General features: G+C 69.7%; 11 protein-coding genes and 1 pseudogene. 9 read left to right on the top strand and 3 right to left on the bottom strand.

The window, feature by feature from the left end; translation table 11 throughout:
* From KF892_07895 to KF892_07905, 3 genes are all read left to right on the top strand, one after another.
* Positions 1-3,039, top strand: a complete 3,039-nt coding sequence (locus KF892_07895) for a PAS domain-containing protein (GenBank protein ID MBX3624917.1) — start codon at positions 1-3, stop codon at positions 3,037-3,039.
* Between the two features lie 88 nt (positions 3,040-3,127).
* The gene (locus KF892_07900; GenBank protein MBX3624918.1) at positions 3,128-5,770 is read left to right on the top strand and encodes a S8 family serine peptidase; all 2,643 of its coding nucleotides are present in this window, start codon (positions 3,128-3,130) and stop codon (positions 5,768-5,770) included.
* On the top strand, positions 5,767-6,282 hold the full coding sequence (locus tag KF892_07905; protein MBX3624919.1) for a protease complex subunit PrcB family protein: 516 nt from the start codon (positions 5,767-5,769) through the stop codon (positions 6,280-6,282). Before KF892_07900 ends, KF892_07905 begins: the two co-directional genes overlap by 4 nt.
* 1 nt (position 6,283) lies before the next feature.
* Here KF892_07905 and KF892_07910 read toward each other — a convergent pair whose 3' ends face one another.
* Complete coding sequence (locus KF892_07910) at positions 6,284-8,371, bottom strand: M3 family metallopeptidase (protein MBX3624920.1); 2,088 nt, start codon at positions 8,369-8,371, stop codon at positions 6,284-6,286.
* Positions 8,372-8,530: 159 nt separating this feature from the next.
* On the opposite strand from KF892_07910, the gene KF892_07915 reads away from it, so the two are divergent.
* Positions 8,531-9,352, top strand: a complete 822-nt coding sequence (locus KF892_07915) for a thioesterase family protein (protein ID MBX3624921.1) — start codon at positions 8,531-8,533, stop codon at positions 9,350-9,352.
* A 65-nt stretch (positions 9,353-9,417) separates the two neighbouring features.
* Here the strand turns inward: KF892_07915 and KF892_07920 are convergent.
* Positions 9,418-9,699 (bottom strand): annotated as a pseudogene (locus tag KF892_07920) (hypothetical protein).
* Positions 9,700-9,799: 100 nt separating this feature from the next.
* Here KF892_07920 and KF892_07925 point away from each other — a divergent pair.
* The 5 genes from KF892_07925 to KF892_07945 all read left to right on the top strand — a co-directional run bounded on the left by KF892_07925 (position 9,800) and on the right by KF892_07945 (position 15,260).
* The gene (locus KF892_07925; protein ID MBX3624922.1) at positions 9,800-10,351 is read left to right on the top strand and encodes a YaeQ family protein; all 552 of its coding nucleotides are present in this window, start codon (positions 9,800-9,802) and stop codon (positions 10,349-10,351) included.
* Between the two features lie 24 nt (positions 10,352-10,375).
* Positions 10,376-10,663 carry an N-acetyltransferase gene (locus KF892_07930; protein MBX3624923.1) on the top strand — a complete coding sequence of 96 codons (288 nt, stop codon included), beginning with the start codon at positions 10,376-10,378 and terminating at the stop codon, positions 10,661-10,663.
* Positions 10,664-10,719: 56 nt separating this feature from the next.
* The gene (locus KF892_07935) at positions 10,720-12,780 is read left to right on the top strand and encodes a S9 family peptidase (protein MBX3624924.1); all 2,061 of its coding nucleotides are present in this window, start codon (positions 10,720-10,722) and stop codon (positions 12,778-12,780) included.
* Positions 12,781-12,782: 2 nt separating this feature from the next.
* Entirely contained in the window at positions 12,783-13,358 is a 576-nt protein-coding gene (locus KF892_07940; GenBank protein ID MBX3624925.1) for a DUF924 domain-containing protein, read from the top strand.
* Positions 13,359-13,637: 279 nt separating this feature from the next.
* Complete coding sequence (locus tag KF892_07945) at positions 13,638-15,260, top strand: carboxylesterase family protein (protein MBX3624926.1); 1,623 nt, start codon at positions 13,638-13,640, stop codon at positions 15,258-15,260.
* Positions 15,261-15,335: 75 nt separating this feature from the next.
* Here the strand turns inward: KF892_07945 and KF892_07950 are convergent, their stop codons facing one another.
* On the bottom strand, positions 15,336-17,210 hold the full coding sequence (locus KF892_07950) for a long-chain fatty acid--CoA ligase (GenBank protein MBX3624927.1): 1,875 nt from the start codon (positions 17,208-17,210) through the stop codon (positions 15,336-15,338).
* Between the last annotated feature and the right edge of the window lie 4 nt (positions 17,211-17,214).

A 17,214-nucleotide genomic window follows, 5' to 3' on the forward strand; every position in this document is an offset into this window, starting at 1 on the left:
ATGGCTCCACCCCCGGCCTCGCCGACGTCGCCCAGCCCCGCCCCGGGGTGGGCCGCGGTGCTGGACGCCTCCGGCGACGCGCTGGCCCTGCTCGACGACCGAGGCGGCGTCGTCTGGGCTAACGCTGCCTTTGTGCGTGTCACGGGCCCGGACTGGCCCCAACTGCTCGGCGGGCCTACCCACGAGCAAGAGCGGCCCCTCAGCTGGCAAGCCCCGTCCGGCGAGTCGCGCCACGGAAGGCTCACCCTGCGCCGCCTGGGCGCCGACGAATCGCTGCCACCCGCCACCTGGCTGCTGCGCCTCGTCGACACCACCGAGCTGCAACGCCTCACCGATCAGGCCCGCCACCAGGCCGAGCTGCTCGACATGACCCAGGAGGTCGGCCGCCTGGCCGTGTGGGAGCGCGACATCCCCGGCGGCACCGGCCGCTGGGACCGGCACATGTTCCGCCTCTTCGGCCTGCCCGAAGGCGACGGCACACCGTCGTTCGACGAAGCCGCGCAGCGCATCCACCCCGATGACCGCCTGCCGGAGAGCTACCTCGCCTCCACCCGTGCCGCAGGCCGCTACGAGCACCACTACCGCATCGTGCTGCCCGACGGCACCGTGCGCCGCGTGCATTCGCACTGGGAGGTGAAGACCTCGCCCACCGGCGAGCCCGACCGTGCGATCGGCCTGCTCGTCGACGACACCGAGGTCTACCGCCTGGCCGATGCCTACGACAAGACCAACACCCACCTCAAGCTCGCGGTGGAGGCGGCCAACATCTCCGTGTGGCGGCACGACCTCGCCTCCGACCGCTTCTTCTACAACGACCGCGGCTTTCGCATCCTCGGCTTCGAGCCGCGGCCCGAGGGCATCTCGCGCGCCGAGCTGCGCGCGCTGATCCACCCCGACGACCTGCCGGGCATCGTCGCCTCGGCCGAGCAGTCGCTGCGCAGCGACGAACCCGTCGACGTGCAGGCCCGCTACCGCCGCACCGACGGCACCTGGGCCCACATCCTCACCCGCCGCGCGGTGCGCCGCAACGACAAGGGCGAGCCGGTCGAGTTCATCGGCGTGGGGCTCGACATCAGCAGCCAGGTCGAGCAGCTGCGCGAGGCCAGCGAACGCGCCGACCTGCTGCAGACGGCCGTGAGCGCCGCCGGCGTGGGCGTGTGGAGCCGCACGCCCGACAACCCGCGCGCGAACTGGAACGAGCAGATGTTCCGCATCACCGGCCGCCCCCAGCACCTGGGCGGGCCCACACGCGAGGAGTGGCTCAACGAGATCGTGCACCCCGACGACCGCGACGCGCTGCGCGCGGCCCGCACGGCCACCTCGCCCAACGCCAGCTCGGTCGAGCACGAAGGCCGCATCGTGCGGCCCGACGGCGAGGTGCGCTGGCTGGTGCACCGCGTGCGCCGCGAGCGCCGCGCCGGTGTGCCGATGGTCTTTGGCGTCACGCTCGACGTGACCGAGCGGGTGCTGGCCGAGATGGCGCTGCGCAGCGTCAACGAACGCGTGGCGCTCGCGGCACGCAGCGTCGGCATGGGCACCTGGGAATGGAACGTCGAGACCGGCGAGGCGATGTGGGACGAGGCCATGTTCCGCCTGCGCGGCATGGAACCCCAACCCTCGGCGCTCAACGCCGAGCAGCGGATCGCCATGACCCACCCCGACGACGTCGAGCTCGTGAAGACCGCCCTGCGCGAGGCCGCGCGCAACACCGGGCCCACCTCCTACGAGTTCCGCGTGATCCGGCCCGACGGCAGCGTGCGCTGGCTGGCCTCGCGCTCCACGCCGGCCCCCGACCCAAGCGGCCGCAGCACCAAGCGCATCGGCGTCAACTGGGACGTGACCGAGAGCAAGAACGCCGAGGAGCGCCAGCGCGCGCACGAGCTGGCGCTGCGAGAGAGCCAGGCCAAGTCGGAGTTCCTCTCGCGCATGAGCCACGAGCTGCGCACGCCGCTCAACGCGGTGCTGGGCTTCGCGCAGCTGCTGCTGATCGGCAAGGAGGGGCTCACCTCGCAGGCGCGCGGCAAGGTCGCGCACATCCAGTCGGCCGGCGAGCACCTGCTGGCACTCATCGACGACGTGCTCGACCTCTCCAGCCTCGAGAGCGAGCAGCTGCGCCTCGACCTGCAGCCGGTGCGCCTGCACGAGGTGCTGCGCGAGGCGCTGCCGCTGGTGGAGACGCTGTCGCGCAACCACGGCGTCACGCTGCACACCGGCGAACTCGAGGGCACGGTGATCGGCGACCGCACGCGGCTGCGGCAGATGCTCATCAACCTGCTGAGCAATGCGATCAAGTACAACCGGCCGCGAGGCCGCGTGACGGTCACGAGCGCGATCGAAGGCGAGCACGTGCAGCTGCTCGTGCACGACACCGGCCTGGGCATGACGCCCGAGCAACTCGCGCACCTCTTCGAGCCCTTCAACCGGCTCGGGCGCGAGCGCGAGGGCATCGAAGGCACCGGCATCGGCCTTGCGGTGGTGAAGGCCCTGGCCCGGCGCATGCAGGGCGAAGTGCGCGTCGAGAGCCAGGCGGGGGTGGGCTCGACCTTCACGGTGCGCCTGCCCCGCGCCCCCGACGCCGGCACGGCGCAGCCCTCCGCGCCGCCTGCGACACCCGGTGTGCCCGCCACCCCGCCCTCCCCGCTCACACGCCGCGGCAGCCTGCTCTACATCGAAGACAACCCGGTCAACGTGCTGCTGGTCGAAGAGCTGATCCGCATGCGGCCGGGCCTCACGCTCGCGTCGGCGCCCACCGGCATGGCGGGCGTGGCGCGGGCCGCGCAGCTTCGGCCCGACCTGATCCTCATCGACATCCAGCTGCCCGACATCGACGGCTTCGACGTGCTGCGCCATTTGCGCCAGCAGGCCGGCACCTCCACGATTCCGTGCATCGCACTCTCCGCCAATGCCATGCCCGACGACATCGCCCGTGCGCGCCACGCCGGCTTTGCCGACTACTGGACGAAACCCATCGACTTCGCGAACTTCCTCGCCGCGCTGGACGCGCGTTTCCCCGCCTCGCCGCGCGGTCATGACCAATGACACCTGCGTGAGCCACCGACCTGGGTGAGCATGCGGCCCGCAGCGACACAGATCGCTGCGATCCCCATAAAAGCTCAGGAGGTTGTTCATGTTGTTGTCATCGCGCGTTGCGCGTCTTGCCGCTGCCGCTTTCGCGGCCACCCTCGTCGTCGCATGCGGTGGCGGAGGCGACGGCGGCGGAGGCTCGCCGCCCCCGCCACCGGCCGGCACCTTCCAGGTCTCCGGCCAGATCCGCGTGGCCGACAACACGCTCGTCGACAGCGACGTCAACGACCAGAACGCCCCCTACGCGCCCAACGACGGCTTCGCCACCGCACAGGCCCTGCCCAACCCGGTGAGCCTCGCGGGCTACGTCAACGTGGCGGGCCAGGGCGCGAGCGGCCGCTCGCGCGCTGCCGGTGACCGCAGCGACTTCTTCCGCATCGATGCCGTGGCCGGGCAGACGGTCTCGCTCGTCGTCGGCGACCCGCAGGCGGGCGATGTCGACCTCTATCTCTACGACGAGAACTTCAACGAGGTCGACGTCTCGGAAGACACCGGCCGCTTCGAGTCCTTGACCCTCCCGGCCACCGGGCGCTACTACGTCGAGGCCTACGCCTACCAGGGCGCCAGCAACTACGTGCTCGCCGTCGGCCAGGCGGCGGTGCAAGGCAGGGGCGAAGCCACGCTGCGGCGCAGCGACGATTTCGTGCCCGGCGAGGTGATCGTGCGCTGGCGCCAGCCTGCGCAGGTCGAGCGCGCCGGCACGCGCAGCGCCGCCAGCCCGCTCTCGGTGCACGCCCTCTCGAAGGTGGCCGGCCCCACCGAAGGTGCGTGGCTCGCCAAACTCGACAGCCCGCGCAGCCAGCTCCTGCAATCGCGCAGCGGTGGGCGCGTGTCGGCGCTGGCTACAGATCACGACACGAACCGCAACGCCGCGCTCTCGCACACCGAGCTGAAAGCCGCCACGCTGCAGGCCATCAAGCAGCTGCGCGCCGACCCCGCGGTGCTCTCCGCCGAGCCCAACTACATCCAGCGCGCCTACGCCGCGCCGGCCGACCAGTACTACCGGCTGCAGTGGCACTACCCGCTCATCAACCTGCCCGCCGCGTGGGACATCACCACCGGCAGCAACTCGGTGATCGTGGCGGTGATCGACACCGGCGTGCTCACCGGCCACCCCGACCTCGCCGGCCAGCTCGTGCCCGGCTACGACTTCATCACCGACCCCGTGCGTGCCAACGACGGCAACGGCCCCGACAACGACCCCGACGACCCGGGCGACAACACCACGCCGGGCGGCTCGAGCTCCTTCCACGGCACGCACGTGGCGGGCACCGTGGCTGCGTCGAGCAACACCACGCGTGGCGTGGCGGGCGTGGCCTGGAACGCGCGCATCATGCCGCTGCGGGCCCTGGGCGTGAACGGCGGCACTTCGTTCGACATCCTGCAGGCCGTGCTCTACGCCGCCCGTCTGCCCAACAGTTCGGGCCTGCTGCCCGCCCGCCGTGCCGACATCATCAACCTGAGCCTCGGCGGCGGCGCCCCGACGCAGGCCGCGCAGGATGTCTACACGCAAGCCCGCGCAGCCGGCGTGATCATCGTGGCGGCGGCCGGCAACGAGAGCACCTCGCAGCTGTCGTACCCGGCTTCGTATGACGGCGTGATCTCGGTGAGTGCGGTGAGCATCCGCAAGACGCTCGCGAGCTACTCCAACTACGGCTCGCGCGTCGACGTGGCCGCCCCCGGCGGCGACAGCGGCGACGTGAACGGCGACGGCTACGAAGACGCCGTCGCCAGCACCATCGGCGACGACCGCTCGGGCACCATCGCCTACAGCTACGGCCTGCTCTCGGGCACCTCGATGGCGGCGCCGCACGTGGCGGGCGTGCTCGCGTTGATGAAGTCGGTGAACCCGGCCCTCACGCCCGACGACATCGACCGCCTGCTCGTGGCAGGGCGCCTGACCACCGAACTCGGCCCCGCAGGGCGCGACGACCAGTTCGGCCACGGCCTCATCGACGCGCTCAAGGCGGTGCAGGCCGCGCAGAACGGCACCGACCCCACGCCCGCGCTGCTGGTGGCCACGCCCGGCACGCTCAATTTCGCGCCCGGCATCACCACGCAGACCCTCGCGCTCAGCAACAACGGCACGCAGGCGCTGAGCGTGACCGCGGTCAACGTCACGCCCGCCAGCCCCTGGCTCACGGTCACGCCACCCGCCGCCGCCAATGGCCTGGGCACCTACACCGTGAGGGTGAACCGCGGTGCGCTCACGCCCGGCGCCTACAACGCAAGCATCCAGTTCGTGTCGACCGCCAACACGGTGAGCGTGCCGGTGGTGCTGCAAGTCACGGCCGGCGGTGGCGCGGGCCCGAGCCCCAACCTCGGCGAGCTGTACATCCAGCTGGTGAACCCCGACACCCTGGCCGGCGTGGCGCAGGTGCGCGTGCGTGCCACCAACGGCGTCTACAACTTCCAGTTCACCAACGTGGCGGCCGGCACCTACTACGTGCTGGCCGGCAGCGACCCCAACAACGACGACCGCATCTGCGACGTGGGCGAAGCCTGCGGCGCCTACCTGACGCTCGACGACCCGGTGCGCGTGACGATCGGCGGCAACCGCAGCGGGCTCGATTTCGCGGCCGGCTTCGTGACCTCCATCGGCGCGGGTGGCCAGGGCAGCTGGAACCCTCTGGCGCGAAACGCCTCCACCACGGGTCTTCCCCGCATGAAAGCCCCCGCCCTATGAGCCGACAGACGCTGCACCACCGCCTCCCCGCCTTCGCCCTGCTGGGCGCCAGCATGCTGCTCGGCGCTTGCCAGGCGCAGGCGCCGGCCAGCCCCACGCCGCTGCCGCACCAGGTGCTGCATGTGGGCACGCATTGCGGCGCCGATGCACCGCTGGTGGACCGCATCGTCGACGCAGCCGTCTTGCGGCAGACCATCGCCGCGCGCACGGTCGGCGATGCGCAGGCGGTGCCCGCCGTCGACTTCGACCGCTCGCTGGTGCTGCGCCTGTCGATGGGCCAGCAACCCAACCCCGGGCACCGCATGGGCGTGACCGGCGCCCGTGTCGAAGGCGTGGCCCGCCGCCTGGTCATCGAGACGGTGTGGGCCACGCCCGAGCCGGGCCGCATGTATGCCGCGATGGTCACGCAACCTTGCGTGATCCTCTCGGTGCCACGCGGTGACTACGGCAGCGTGGCGGTGCTCGACGCGCAAGGCCGCGAGCGCATGGGCTCGGCGCAACCCCTGCGCTGAGTCACGCGGGTCGCACGTCTTCCAGCAGACCTTCGAGCAGCCCACGCTCGCGCAGCATGGGCTGTACTTGAGGATCGCGCCCGCGGAAGGCACGGTAGGCCTCGCGCGGCTCGCGGCTGTTGCCGCTCGAATAGATGCACTCGCGCAGGCGCTGCGCCACCGCCGCATCGAAGGGGTTGCCGGCTTCGGTGAAGGCGTCGTAGCCGTCGGCGTCGAGCACCTCGGCCCAGAGGTAGACGTAGTAGCCCGCCGCGTAGCCGGCGCCGGCGAAGAGGTGCAGGAAGTGCGGCAGGCGGTGGTTCATGCCCACCGCCGCGGGCAGCCCGAGGCGCCCGACCTCGGTGCGCTCGAAGGCCACCACGTCGGGGCCCTCGGCCTCGGTGCGTGAATGCACCGCCATGTCGACCTTGGCCGACGCGAGGTAGCGCAGCGTCTCGTAGCCCTGGTTGAACTTGTTGGCCGCCTCGATGCGGGCCACCAGCTCATCGGGAATCGGCTCGCCGGTCGCGTGGTGCCGCGCGTGGCGCTTGAGCACCTCGCGTTCGCCCAGCCAGTGCTCGAAGAGCTGGGAGGGCAGCTCCACGAAATCGCGCAGCACGTTGGTGCCCGAGAGGCGCTCGTAGCCCACGTTCGACAGCAGCCCATGCAGCCCGTGGCCGAACTCGTGGAAGAGCGTGCGCGCGTCGTCGACGCTCAGGAGCGTGGGCTCGCCCGGCGCACCCTTCGCGAAGTTGTTGTTGTTGGCCACGATCGGGATCACGCGTTTGCCGTCGGCACCTCGCGATTGCTGGCGGTACACCGACATCCACGCCCCGCTGCGCTTGGTGGGCCGGGCGAAGTTGTCGTGCAGAAAGATACCGATGAGGTCGTCGCCCTGCAGCACCTCGTACACCTTCACGTCGGGGTGGTAGGCGCGCAGGTCGGGGCGTGGCACGAAGCGCAGGCCGAAGAGGCGGCTCGCGCAGTCGAAGGCGGCCTCGACCATGCGCTCGAGCGGGAAGTAGGGCTTCACCGCGGCTTCGTCGACGTCGTAGCGCTGCTGGCGCAGCTTCTCGGCGAGGTAGCGCCAGTCCCACGCTTCCACCTGCGTGGGCTCGCCGAGTGAGGCCGCGAGTGCCACCAGGTCGCGCTGCTCTTCGGCCGCACGCTCGGCGGCGGGGGCCCACACCTGGTCGAGCAGATCGTTCACCGCCGAGCGGGTGCCGGCCATCGTGTCGGCGAGCACGTAGTCGGCATAGCAGGCGTAGCCGTGCAGGCGCGCCTGCTCGTGGCGCAGCGTGAGGATCTCGCGCGCCAGCGGCCGGTTGTCGTGTGGGCCCTCGTGCTCGCCGCGGCTCACCCAGGCGCGCCAGGCCGCTTCGCGAAGGTCGCGCCGCTGGCTGAAGGTGAGGAAGGGCACGATGTGCGAACGCGAGAGCGTGATCACGTGCGCGTTGCCTCCCTTGTCATCGAAGACGCCCCGCTCGGCGGCGGACTGGCGGGCGGCGGCGCGCACGAAGCCGGGCAGGCCGGCGAGGTCGCGCTCGTCGCGCAACACGAGGCGGAACGACGCTTCGTCGGCCAGCACGTTCTGCCCGAAGCGGGTGTGCAACTCGGCGAGCCGCTGCACGACCTCGGCGTAGCGCTTCTGCGCGTCGGGGCCCAGTTGGGCGCCGGCCCGCACGAAGTCGAGGTGGATGCGCTCGACGAGCCGCCGCTGCTCGGCGTTGAGGCCAAGCGTCTCGCGCTGTGCATGCAGCGCATCCACGCGTTTGAAGAGCGGCGCATTCATGTAGATCGCGCTGCCGTGGGCCGCCAGCGGCACGGCCATCTCGCGCTCCACCGCCTGCAAGGCGGGCGAGGTCTCGCTCGCCCCGAGGTTGTGGAAGAGTTCCCCCACGCGCGCCAGCAGCCGGCCGCTGCGGTCGAGCGCGGCGATGGTGTTGTCGAACGTGGGCGCTGCAGGATTGGACGCGATTGCCTCGACCTCGGCGCGTTGCTCGGCGAGCGCCACGTCGAAGGCCGGCTTGAAATGTTCGGCGCGGACCTCGGCAAACGGCGGCAGTGCGTGCGGCGTGGTCCAGGGTTGCACCAGCGGGTTGAAGGTCATCGCGCGTCTCGCATGGCAGAAGGTGCGGTTGATTCTAGGGAGCTGCCTCCACGGCGATGCGGGCGTTGCGTGATGTCCTTGTCAGCGGCTGTCGCGCCTGCGCCAGCGCGAATCAGCCTGCACTCCTATGATCGTTCGCGACTTCACACGCCACCTTCCATGAGCAGTCTCACCCCCCTGTCCACCATCCTGGCCGGCCGCCGCCGCGACGAACATGACGTGCGCTTCGACATCCCCGGCGACTGGCTGCAAGGCCGCACTTCCTTCGGTGGCCTCATCTCCACGCTGGCCGTGCAGGCGATGCGCGACGTGGCCGGCAGCGCCTGGCCCGCGGCCGTCAAGCTGCGCGCCTTGCAGACGAGCTTCATCGGCCCAGTGGGGCTGGGCGAGATGCACGTCACCGTGACGCTGCTGCGCGAAGGCAAGAACATCCGCCAGGTGCAGGCGCTCGTGAAGCAGCAGGGGCAGGTGTCGGCGCTGCTGCTCGGTGTCTTCGGCATCGACCGCGAGACCATCGTGCCGGTGAAGTCGCCCGAGCGGCCGCCGGTGGCGCGCTCGCCGGAAGAGACACCCGAGCGCGTACTGCGCGGCGGCGCCCCGCACTTCACGCAGCACATGGACATGCGCTTCGTCGAAGGCATGGCGCCCTTCTCGGGCCAGCACAGCGAGGTGAGCAAGATCCACTTGCGCCTGAAGGGCGAGCCCACACCCATCGACCTCGAGCTGCTGACAGTGCTGCTGGCCGACGTGCCGCCCACGCCGGTGATCAGCAACTTCACGCAGCCCACGCCGGCCAGCTCGGTGTCGTGGGAACTCGAGCTGCGCCCGCTCGCACAAGCCCCCGCGGCCGATGGCTGGTGGCGCGTGGACACCGACGTGCTCGCCTCCGGCGGGGGCTACGTCAACCAGATCACGAAGCTCTGGGCACCGGGCGGCGAGCTCGCCGCGCTCGGCTACCAGGTGGCCGCGGTCTACGGCTGAGCGTCGTCTTTCGGTGCGGCCTTCTTCGCCGCGGCCTTCTTGGCCGGCGCCTTCTTCGCAGCCGGCTTCTCGCCGCCATCGAGCGCCTGCGCCAGCAGCTCGGCCAGCAGGCCGTTGACGCCACCTTCGTGCGCGCTGCCGCGCTCGTTGAGGCGCTTCACCAGATCGCTCGGCAGCTTGCAGGCAAAGGGCACGAGGCCCAGCGCCGCATCGCGGGCGCGGCGCTCGCGCTTGTCGAGCGCCTCGGCGGCGCCCTGGGCGAAGCGGTCGGGCACGCCGGCAGCCTTCATGCGGCCGGCCACTTTGAGGCCGAGGTTCTTGGCGAGGTCGAATTTCTTCAGGCTCATGGTGCAGGTCTCCGCTCGGGCGTGGGCGCGTTCAGGGGCCGCCATTCTCGCCGCGCCGGCGGTGGTCTAATCCCCGCCTCCTTTCCCTGGTGACACACGCATGGCCCTCAAGGCAACGATCTACAAGGCGCAGATCCAGCTCGCCGACATGGATCGCAACATCTACGGCGACCACAACGTGACCATCGCGCGCCACCCGTCGGAAACCGACGAGCGCATGATGATCCGCCTGCTGGCCTTCGCGCTCAACGTGCCGGCCGACGACCACCACGGCGCCCTCGAATTCGCGAAAGACCTGTGGGACACCGACGAGCCCAGCCTCTGGCAGAAAGACCTCACCGGCCAGATCGTGCAGTGGATCGACCTCGGCCAGCCCGACGACAAGCGCGTGATGAAGTCGGCCCCGCGCGCCGAGCGCGTCGCCGTCTACAGCTACACGAGCAGCACGCCGATCTGGTGGAACGGCATCGCCACCAAGATCACCCGCGCGAGCAACGTGACGGTGTGGCAGGTGCCGGCCGAGCAGAGCCAGCAGCTCGCCACCCTCGCGCAGCGCACGATGCAGCTGCAGGTCACCGTGCAAGACGGCACCGTGTGGGTGGGCGACGGCACGCAGAGCATCGAGATCACCCCGCAGAAGCTGTACGGCTGAGGAAGCGCCAATAATCGGTCCACCATGACCGACACCGCCTACACCGTCTCGCACAACCCTGCCCAGCACCGCTTCGAAGTCGCCGTCGACGGCCAGCTCGCGATCGCCGAATACACGATGCCGGGCCCCTCGGTGATGCGCCTCACGCACACGCTGGTGCCCAAGGCCCTCGAAGGCCGTGGCATCGCCGGGGCGCTGGCCCGCTTCGCGATGGCGCACGCGCGCGAGCAGCGGCTCAAGATCGACCCGCAGTGCCCTTACATGCGGGCCTACATGGAGAAGCACCCCGAGACGCACGACCTGCGCGTATGAATCGCCTCGCCCGCTTCGCCGTCGCGCCACTTCTTTTCCTTTCGAGCCTCTCCGCCATGCCGCAAACCCCAGCCTTGCCTGACAGCACCGACCCTTACCTCTGGCTGGAAGATGTGCAGGGCGACAAGGCACTCGACTGGGTGCGCGAGCGCAACGCGGTGTCGCAGAAGGTGCTGATGGCGCAACCCGGCTTCGACGAGACCCGCTCGCAACTGCTCGAAGTGCTGAACGCCAAAGACCGCATCCCGAGCGTCACACGCCGCGGCGACTGGCTCTACAACTTCTGGCAGGACGAGAACAACAAGCGCGGCCTCTGGCGCCGTACCACGCTCGCCGACTATCGCCGCGCCGAGCCGAAGTGGGAAACCGTGCTCGACCTCGACGCCCTGGGCCAGGCCGAGGGCGAGAACTGGGTCTGGGGTGGTGCCACCTGCCTCGGCCCGAGCTACCGCCACTGCCTGATCTCGCTCTCGCGCGGCGGCGCCGATGCGAAGGTCGTGCGCGAGTTCGACACGGCCCGGCGCGAGTTCGTGAAAGACGGCTTCACGCTGCCCGAGTCGAAGGGCGACGTCGACTGGATCGACGAGAACACGATCTACGTCGCCACCAATTTCGGCCCCGGCTCGATGACCGATTCGGGCTACCCGCGCGTCATCAAACGCTGGAAGCGTGGCACGCCATTGGGCGAGGCGACGACCGTGTTCGAGGGCGAGGCGCAAGACGTCGCGGTGCATGTGAGCGTCGACCCGACGCCAGGCTTCGAGCGCACCGTGTTCTACCGCTCGCTCGACTTCTACAACAGCAAGGTCTTCCTCCTGCAGGGCGACAAGCTGGTGCCGCTCGACATCCCGAGCGACGCGAGCCCCGCCTTCATGCGCGACACGCTGCTGCTGAGCCTGCGCAGCGACATGACGGTCGGCGGCCAGCGCTTCCCCGCCGGCTCGCTGCTGCACACCAACGCCTCGGACTACCTGCAAGGCCAGCGCAAGCTCGCCGCGCTCTTCACGCCGACCGCCACACGCTCGCTCTCGGGCTACACCGCCACAAAGAGCCACGTGCTGCTCAACATCATCGACAACGTGGCCGGCAAGCTCGAGCAGTGGCAGAAGCACGGCGACAACTTCACCCGTCGCGAGGTCAACGCGCCCTACCCCGGCTCGCTGGGTGTGAGCGCGCTGCACGACCCGCTGATCAAGGACGACCCGCTCGCCGAGGCCTATTGGCTGAGCTACACCGACTTCCTCACGCCCGATTCGCTCTACCTCGGCAGCACGGCCGACGACAAACGCGAACTCTTGAAATCGCGTGGCGCGCTCTTCGACAGCACCGGCATGCGCGCCGAGCAGCGCTTCGCCACCTCGAAAGACGGCACCCGTGTGCCCTACTTCGTCGTCTGGCCGAAAGACGCCAAGCCCGATGGCGAGAACGCGACGCTGCTCTACGGCTACGGCGGCTTCGAGATCTCGCTCAAGCCTTGGTATTCAGGCGGCTTCGGCCGCGCGTGGTACCGGCGTGGCGGCGTGCTGGTGGTGGCCAACATCCGCGGGGGTGGCGAGTACGGCCCGGCCTGGCACCAGGCCGCGGTCAAGGCGAACAAGCAGCGCAGCTACGACGACTTCATCGCCGTGGCCGAAGACCTGGTCAAGCACAAGATCACGTCGCCGAAGCACCTCGGCATCATGGGCGGCAGCAACGGCGGCCTGCTGGTGGGCGCCACCGTCACGCAGCGGCCCGATCTCTTCAATGCCGTGGTGTGCCAGGTGCCGCTGCTCGACATGCGCCGCTACCACACGCTGCTGGCCGGCGCCTCGTGGATGGCCGAGTACGGCAACCCCGACCGGCCCGACGAGTGGGCCTACATCTCGGCCTACAGCCCCTACCAGAACGTGAAGCCCGACGTGAGGTACCCGCGTGTGCTCTTCACCACCTCGACCCGCGACGACCGCGTGCACCCCGGCCATGCGCGCAAGATGGCCGCGCGCATGCTGGCCCAGGGCCACGACATCCTCTACTACGAGAACATCGAAGGCGGCCACGGTGGCGCGGCCGACAACGAGCAGCGTGCGCACCTGCAGGCGCTGGAATACAGCTACCTCTGGCAGCAACTGGGGCGCTGACGATGGACGCGAAAGCCGCCGAGGTGCTGCAGTTCTGGTTCGGCGACGGCCCGCCCTACGCCGACCGGCCGGAGTGGTTTCGCAAGAGCGATGCGTTCGACCGCGAGATCGAGCGCCGCTTCGCACCGCTGATCGAGAACGCGCTGCAAGACGGCCTGTCGGCCTGGGTCGCCGAGCCGGCCACGGCGCTCGCCCGCGTCATCGTGCTCGACCAGTTCCCCCGCAACGTCTTCCGCAACACCCCCAAGGCCTTTGCCGGCGACCCGCTGGCGCTGGCTGCCGCGCGGGCGATGGTCGAGCGCGGGCAGGACGCCGCGCTTGCGCCAGTGCAGCGGGTGTTCGTCTACCTGCCCTTCGAGCACGCCGAAGACCTGGCGGCACAAGACACCTCGGTGCAGCTCTTCGGCACCCTCGCCCACGACGCCCCCGAGGCCGGCACCGGCTGGCTCGACTACGCCGAGCGCCATCACGCCATCGTGGTGCGCTTCGGCCGCTTCCCCCACCGCAACGCGATCCTCGGGCGCCCTTCCACCCCGGAAGAGACCGCGTTCCTGAGCCAGCCCGGCTCGTCGTTCTGAGGAGCGGCTCGCCCGTTTGGGGGGCCTCGGGCGCAATCGCTGGTTTCTCCCAAGGCAAGGCTTTCCGCGCTCGCTCACACTAGTTCTGCACGACCGTCTTTTTATGGCCCTGCTGCCATGAAGGCGAGCGCCGGTCAGCACGCGTGTCCACCACGACTGCCGCCCGCCCTACTTGTACCGACTTGCTAAATCCGCCCATCGCTTTTCCGACTCGTGAGGAGGGACAGGCGCGGGCACACTTAAAAACTGCACACACGTGCAACAACTTGGAGCAGTCTCTTGAAGAACACATCTTTCTGGACCACCGCCCTTGCCGGCCTGGCGATGGCGACCGGCCTGGTCGCCTGCGGCGGCGGGTCTGACGAGGTCGAAGCGAACACCGCCAACGGCGTCGTCCGTGGCTCGATCAGCGGCAACACCCTCAGCTACAAGGGCATCCCCTACGCTGCACCGCCCGTCGGCGCGCGCCGCTGGGCGGCCCCGGCCGCCGCGGCCAACTGGAGTGGCGTGCGCGAGGCGAAGAGCTTCGGCCCGCACTGCGCCCAGCCCGGCACCGCCTTCGGCGCCGCCTCGACCAGCGAAGACTGCCTCTACCTGAACGTCTACGCCCCCAAGGCGCCGGGCAACTACCCCGTGATGGTGTGGATCCACGGCGGCGCCTTCTACCTGGGCCTGTCGAACGGCTACAACCCCGAGCGCCTGGTGGCCCAGGGCAACGTGGTCGTCACCCTCAACTACCGCCTCGGCGCGCTGGGCTTCATGGCCCACCCGGCCCTGTCGGCCGAGCCGGGCGCTTCCAACGCTTCCGGCAACTACGGCCTGATGGACCAGCAGGCGGCCCTGCGCTGGGTGCGCGACAACATCGCGAACTTCGGCGGCAACCGCAACAACGTCACCATCTTCGGCGAGTCGGCCGGCGGCTTCAGCGTGCATGCGCACCTCGCCTCGCCCGGTTCGACCGGCCTCTTCCACAAGGCCATCATCCAGAGCGGCGCCTACGCGCTGGCCGTGGGCGCGCAAGCGACGCTCGCGCAGTCGGAAGCCGTGGGCACGGCCATCGGCAACGCCAACAACTGCGCCGCGCCGAACAACACCGCCGCCTGCCTGCGCAGCATTCCGGTGGCATCGTTGCTCGCGTCGCAGTCCGCCGCCTGGCCGTCCGGCCCGATCCCGAGCGTGGACGGTGCTGTGCTGCCCGGCTCGGTGCTGGCACGCCTGTCGGCCGGCACGTATAACCGCGTGCCGCTGATCCAGGGCGCGACGCGCGACGAATGGCGACTCTTCGTCGCGCTCGACGAGGTGACGGCGCCCACCATGGCCAAGCCTTACCTCGGCGCAGCGCTAAACGCTGGCAACTACGAAGCGGCGATCGCAGGCACCTTCCCGTACCTCGCGGCGGCGCCGTTCCCGGCAGGCTTCGTCAACACCATGGCGACCACGGCCTACCTGCCGGCGCTCTATGGCAACAACCACAGCGTGGCTCTGGGCGCACTGGGCACCGACCTGCTCTTTGCGTGCAACTCGCGCTGGTCCTCCAAGCTCCAGGAGGCCAACGCGAGCGTGTACGTCTATGAGTTCGCCGACGACACGGCACCGGCGTTCATCCCCGGCCGGAGCTTCCCCTTGGGCGCCGCCCACACGACCGAGCTGAATTTCATCTTCGACACCGGGGCCTTCACCCGCACCGCCGCACAAGAAGCCACCGCCGCCAACCTGGTCTCGGCCTGGTCGCGCTTCGCCGCCACCGGCAACCCCAACTCGGCGGCCACGCCGACCGCCTGGCCGGCCTTCGGGGCAACGGACCAGATCCAGCAGTTCAATCCGGCCGGCGTGACGACCTTGCTCAGCGACACCGCGTTCAGCACCTCGCACCGCTGCTCGGTGTGGACGCCGGGCGTCTGATCGGCCCAATAAGAGGTAGGGAGCTAGAAAGAAAAGGGCCGGCGAATGCCGGCCCTTTTTCATTCCGCTTTCTGCCTACTTGGCTTCCTGGTCCTGCAACAAGCGCCACATGACCTTGCCCGAGCCCGACTTGGGCAGGCTGTCGACGAACTCCACGATCTTCGGCACCTTGTAGGCCGCCATGTGGTCACGCGACCAGGCCATGATGTCTTCCGGCGTGGTCTTGCCCTTGGCCTCGGCGCGCAGCACGACCACGGCCTTGACGGTCTCGCCACGGTAGGCGTCCTTCGCGCTGATGATGCAGGCCTCCTGCACCGCAGGGTGCTTGTAGAGCAGCATCTCCACTTCCGCCGGCCAGACCTTGAAGCCACTGGCGTTGATCATGCGTTTCAGGCGGTCGGTGATGAAGAAGTAGCCTTCTTCGTCCATGCGGCCGAGGTCGCCGGTGCGGAAGAACTGCTTGCCTTCGAACTCGACGAAGACGGCGGCGGTCGCGTCGGGCTGGCGCCAGTAGCCTTTGAACACCTGCGGGCCGTGGCTGATGATCTCGCCCACCTCGCCGGGCGGCAGCTCCTGGAGCGTGGTCGGGTCGACCACGCGCGAGTCGACGCCGAAGATCGGGATGCCCAGGCACTGCGGCTTGGCGCGCTCGGGCGGGTTGCCGTGCGTGGCGGCCGAGGTCTCGGTGAGGCCATAACCTTCGGCGAAGACGATGCCGAATTCTTTCTCCAGCCGGTCGGCGATGGCCGCGGGCATCGAGGCCCCGCCGCCGTTCATGAACTTGAGGCTCGAAAGATCGAAGCTCTTGTAGTTGGGGCTGCCGAAGAGGTCGATGACCATCGTCGGGATGCAGGTCCAGTGGGTGACCTTGTAGCGCGAGATCAGGCGGCCGACGAGTTCGCGGTCCCAGCGCGGCACCATGACGACCGTCGAGCCGGCAAAAACGCCAGCCGACATGCCGACCATGCCGGTAATGTGGAACATCGGCACGACGCCGAGTGCCACCGCCTCGGGCCCGCCATGCGCCCACTGGATGCCGCAGCTGTTGTGCATCACGGTGCGGTGGGTGTGCATGCAGCCCTTGGGGTTGCCCGTCGTGCCCGAGGTGTAGGGCAGCACGGCCAGGTCGTCGGGCTTGGCGGTATGGGGCCCGGGCTTCAGCTGGCGCGCGAGCATGTCGTTCCACATCAGGTAGGTGGCACTGCCCTGGCCCGCCGCCGGCAGCACCGGCTCGCTGCGCAACCACGCCTCCACCGGCGCGACCGGTGCATCGGCCGGGTCGATGGCGCCGGGCGCGAACATCGCATCCGAGTAGCGCGTCACGAGCACTTGCGCCAGCCGCTTGTCGGCCGGCAGCGCGGCGTTGGCCGTCTCGACGATCGCCGCCAGGTCGGCACCGCAGATCGCGACCTTGGCCTCGGGGTCGGTGATGTAGTGGCCGAGTTCGTCGGCCTTGTTCATCGGGTTGACGGGCACGACCACCGCGTTGGCGCGCAGGATGCCGAAGAAGGCCGCGAGGAACTGCGGGCAGTTCTGCATGTACAGCAGCACGCGGTCACCGGCCTTCACGCCCACGCTCTGCAGCCAGCCGGCCAGGTGGTCGGCGTCGTCGTGCAGCTGCTGGTAGCTCATCGGCTTGCCGAAGAAGATGGTTGCCGCCTTCTCGGGAAAGCGCTGCGCGGTCACGAAGAGGTTGAACCACAGCGAGGTGGCCGGGACGACCAACTCACGCGGCAGGCGGCGCGGCCAGATGCGTTCGTGGGGGCGGGGTGCTGCTTCAGACACGGGGACTCCTTGAGACGAAGAAAAAGAGGTTTCGAGCAAACGGTATGGCCCGAAGCATGGCAGTGCAGAAGGGTCGCGGCGCCTACGGACAAACCCTAGCGCGGCATGAGGGTTGCCCTTGACTGCCGCGCCGCCACGAGAAGGCGGCCGCCCGTCGAGGAGCATTCCA

The organism is Rhizobacter sp. (genome assembly GCA_019635355.1).
Lineage (GTDB): Bacteria > Pseudomonadota > Gammaproteobacteria > Burkholderiales > Burkholderiaceae_C > Rhizobacter.

Excerpts from the sequence above, each read along its gene's own strand:
- KF892_07915 (MBX3624921.1), top strand. The coding sequence starts at position 8,531 with ATGAGCAGTCTCACCCCCCTGTCCACCATCCTGGCCGGCCGCCGCCGC.
- KF892_07900 (MBX3624918.1), top strand. The coding sequence starts at position 3,128 with ATGTTGTTGTCATCGCGCGTTGCGCGTCTTGCCGCTGCCGCTTTCGCG.
- KF892_07910 (MBX3624920.1), bottom strand. The coding sequence starts at position 8,371 with ATGACCTTCAACCCGCTGGTGCAACCCTGGACCACGCCGCACGCACTG.
- KF892_07935 (MBX3624924.1), top strand. The coding sequence starts at position 10,720 with ATGCCGCAAACCCCAGCCTTGCCTGACAGCACCGACCCTTACCTCTGG.
- KF892_07905 (MBX3624919.1), top strand. The coding sequence starts at position 5,767 with ATGAGCCGACAGACGCTGCACCACCGCCTCCCCGCCTTCGCCCTGCTG.
- KF892_07930 (MBX3624923.1), top strand. The coding sequence starts at position 10,376 with ATGACCGACACCGCCTACACCGTCTCGCACAACCCTGCCCAGCACCGC.
- KF892_07925 (MBX3624922.1), top strand. The coding sequence starts at position 9,800 with ATGGCCCTCAAGGCAACGATCTACAAGGCGCAGATCCAGCTCGCCGAC.
- KF892_07950 (MBX3624927.1), bottom strand. The coding sequence starts at position 17,210 with ATGCTCCTCGACGGGCGGCCGCCTTCTCGTGGCGGCGCGGCAGTCAAG.
- KF892_07895 (MBX3624917.1), top strand. The coding sequence starts at position 1 with ATGGCTCCACCCCCGGCCTCGCCGACGTCGCCCAGCCCCGCCCCGGGG.
- KF892_07940 (MBX3624925.1), top strand. The coding sequence starts at position 12,783 with ATGGACGCGAAAGCCGCCGAGGTGCTGCAGTTCTGGTTCGGCGACGGC.